This is a genomic window from Mesorhizobium sp. M4A.F.Ca.ET.050.02.1.1, from assembly GCF_003997725.1.
Lineage (GTDB): Bacteria > Pseudomonadota > Alphaproteobacteria > Rhizobiales > Rhizobiaceae > Mesorhizobium.
Genome location: NZ_RZSG01000600.1, coordinates 1 through 3,745, shown reverse-complemented (window position 1 = coordinate 3,745; position 3,745 = coordinate 1). Strand labels below are relative to the sequence as shown.

Annotated in this window: 2 protein-coding genes; both read right to left on the bottom strand. The window is 66.2% G+C overall.

All coding sequences use genetic code 11. From position 1 onward, the window contains the following. Window positions 1-1,640 (bottom strand): type I secretion system permease/ATPase (locus EOA33_RS27660; RefSeq protein WP_127407088.1); only part of this gene is annotated, 1,640 nt, incomplete at its 3' end. A gap of 56 nt (window positions 1,641-1,696) precedes the next feature. Beyond that, the coding region (locus tag EOA33_RS27655; protein ID WP_210212618.1) for a hypothetical protein at window positions 1,697-3,745 on the bottom strand (2,049 nt) is incomplete at its 5' end.

Genomic DNA, 3,745 nt, shown 5'->3' with positions numbered 1-3,745 from the left:
CCGGCCGAGACCGCCTCGCCGAGCTCGCCGATCTCGGTCTCGTAGCCGTCGCGGAAGCCGACGATGAGATCATGCGCGCCGGCGGCCCTGGCGGCGGCGATGACCAATGCCGGATCGGCGTCCGGCTCGAAACGGGCGATGTTCTCGGCCACCGTGCCGGCGAACAGCTCGACGTCCTGCGGCAGGTAGCCGATGAAGCGGCCGCGATCCTCCTGCGACCACTGGTCGAGGTCGGCGCCGTCGAGCCGGACCCGGCCCGCCGCAAGCGGCCAGGCGCCGACCAGCGCCCTGACCAGCGTCGACTTGCCGGAGCCGCTCGGCCCAATGATGCCGACGGCATGGCCGGCCTCGAGCGCGAAGCTCGCCTCATGCACCAGAAGCCGCTGGGTTCCTGGCGCGGCGATGCTGACGATCTGCATGAAGATATGACGGGCAGGCATCGGCAGGGCCATCGGCCGGGCGTCGGCCGGCATGGCGGCGAGCATCCTGTTCAGCCGCTGCCAGCCTTGCCGCGCGGTGAGGAACCCCTTCCAGTTGGCGATGACCAGGTCGACAGGGGCCAGCGCACGGCCGCTGAGGATCGAGGCGGTGATGATGATGCCGGCCGTCGCCTGCTGCTCGATCACCAGCCAGGCGCCGACGCCGAGCATGGCCGATTGAAGAAGCATGCGCAGCATCTTGGAGACGGCGCCGAAGCCGCCGGCAATGTCGCTGACGCTGCGCTGCTCGGCGAGATAGTCGCGGTTGGCCTCCTCCCACTTTGCGGCCATGCGGCCGCCCATGCCCAAGGCCGCGATCACCTCGGCATTGCGGTTGCCGGCGAGCGTCAGGCCGTTGCGCACGATGCCGGTCTGCGTGCCTGACGTGACCGGCTTGCGCGTCAGCCGCTCGGCATAGACGGTGAGCAGCACCAGCACGATCGCGCCGACCAGCGCGGTCAGGCCGAGAAGCACGTGGAACATGAAGATGATGGCCAGATAGAGCGGCAGCCACGGCAGGTCGAACAGCGCGGTCGGGCCGCTGCCCGACATGAAGGTGCGCACGCTGTCGAGATCGCGCACCGGCTGCATGTTGTCGCCACCGCGCCCAAGCTTCAGTGGCAGCTTCAGCACGCTGGCATAGACGCGGGCACCGAGCGCCTCGTCAAGCGCGGTGCCGATGCGTACCAGGATGCGGCCGCGCACGAAATCGAGCACGGCCTGGCCGGCATAGAGGATGGCGACGAGCAGGCTGAGGCCGATCAGCGTCGGCACGCTGCGGCTGGGCAGCACGCGGTCGTAGATCTCGAGCATGTAGATCGAGCTCGAAAGCATCAGCACGTTGAGCACGCCGCTGAACAGGGCGATGGCGGCAAAGGCCGAGCGGCAGGAGCGCATGGCCGCTGCGAGTTCCGAGCCCGGCGGCCGGGTGCCGGGCCTTGCCGTCGGACGCCGCACGACACCGGCAACGGCGTCAGCGCTGCCGGGCGCACGCAACAAGGCAAACGCGCCGGCGCCCGCCAGCGCCGGTGGGATCAGCCAGACCCAGGCCGGCAACGCGCCAATCGCGCCGGCCAGGGCGAGCAGAATGGCGCAGGCGATCAAGCCGAGACCGGGAAGCCTCGCCTGCGCCAGATCGAAGATGGCGGAACCCTTTGCCATGCCAATTCACGCGGCAACGCAGCAGAGAGGTGCCGGCCGAAAGGCCGGACGCCAGCTCATTTGATGCCCGTCAGGCCTCCCACCTCGTGCAGCGTCAGCCAGAACTGGTCGAGCGTGTTGGGATGCTCGTCGATGATGGTGGTGCCATTGAACCAGCCGACGTTGCCGCCCGGCCCCGAGGTCACCAGTTGATCCTGGTTGAACCACATCAGCGCGTTCTTCAGGCCCTCGCCATTGGCTTCCTGGCCGCCGTTCCAGTCGGCAATGCCGGATGCCGGGTCGATGACGTCGACATATTTGTTCCAGGCGATCGAGCTGGTCTTCACCGCGGGGCCCGCCAACGCCGTGCCGGCGCCGTTGGTGTCGATGAAGCCGTCATTGTTGCTGTCGAGATTGACGCCGAGGCTCGCCCAGGCGCCCTGGCCCTTCAGCCACATCACAGCTTCGTCGATCAAGTTGAAGGGCTGCGCCACGCCGTTGTCGATGTTGAGCTGGGCGGCGATCGCCTGCTGCAGCATGATGACGCGCGCGTCGCCGCTGGTCGAACTTGATTCAATGGATTTTGCCAGGGAGATTGAAATCCACAGGTTGTGGTCGTCGTCGACCAAGCCGTTGTGGTTCGCATCCCCAAGCAGCAGGTATTTGCTCTCGTCGACGCCGACGGTGGCTGGGTCGTCGACGCTCGGGTTGACGTCGAGACTGGACAGGACGCCGCTTTTGACGGCGCTCTTGGTGGGATTGCCTTCGTTGCCGGGGATGTTGTCCCAGGCGTCGGTATGACTCCCCCAGAAGCCCTGCGTCAGCGCCTTGTTGGAGTAGCCTTCATAGTCGCTGCTGTCGGTGGCACTCGGCGTGCGCGAATGGCCGGCCGTATCGGTATAGGCATCGGTGGTGGCGGTGGCGTTGTTGACATAGCCGCCGAGCTGCGCGGTGCCGGTGGCCTGGTAGTGCCAGGTCTCGCCGACGTCGAGCAGGCCGTTCTGGTTGGCGTCGCCGGAGTTGAAGCCGCCGGAGAGGATCGCCGCCGGATGGAAATCGTCACCAATGCCAGGAGTGCCGTTGTCGTCGGTCACCACCACGTTCGACAGCGCGACGTTGCCGTCGTTCTTGACGTCGTAGGTCCAGGTCACCGGCTGGCCCTGGAAGATGTTGAGGCCGTGATCGACGCCGTTGGTCTTCTTGTCCAGCGTGATATGCGGGTCGGCGCCGAAATAGCTGGAGGGGTCGGTGTCCTGAGGCGTGGCGGTATGCCCGGCATCGTCGGTGAAGGAGCCGGAGGCGGTGCCGATATTGCTGTAGTCGCCGATGCCGGCGACGCCGGTGCCGGTGTAGACCCAGGCCTCGGTCAGGTCGAGCTTGCCGTCCTGGTTGGTATCGCCAACATTGAAGCCGCCAACGAGGTCCGGCGAAACCACCACGCCTTGGTCGTCGGTCACGTTGATGCCCGACAGCGCGACGTTGCCCAGGTTGGTCACCGTGTATTTCCAGGAGATCGGCTCGCCGGAAAGGATGCTGATGCCATCGCCCGAGGCGGCGTCGTCGACCGTCACCTTGTCGATCTTGATCTGCGGGTCGGCGCCGAAATAGCTGGAGGGGTCTGTGTCGCTGGGATTGGCGGTGTGGCCGGCATCGTCGGTGAACGAGCCGGAGGCGGTGCCGATATTGCTGTAGCTGCCGATGCCGGCGACACCGGTGCCGGTGTAGATCCAGGTCTCGGTGAGGTCGAGCTTGCCGTCCTGATTGGCGTCGCCGACGTTGAAGCCGCCGACGAGATCCGCCGTAACGACTACGCCCTGGTCGTCGGTCACATTGATACCCGACAGGGCGACATTACCCAGATTGGTCACGGTGTACTTCCAGGAGATCGACTCGCCGGCCAGGATGGTCAGCCCGTCGCCCGACGTCGCGCCGTCGACCGTAACCTTGTCGATGTCGATCTTCGGATCGGCGCCGAAATAGCTGGAGCCGTCGCTGTCGTTGACCGTCGTGCCTCCGCCCTCGCCCGACACGGAGCCGATGTTGGAATAGTCGCCCTTTACGGCCGTGCCGGTAGCCGTGAAGATCCAGGTCTCGTCGGTGTCGAGCTTGTTGTCATGGTTGAGATC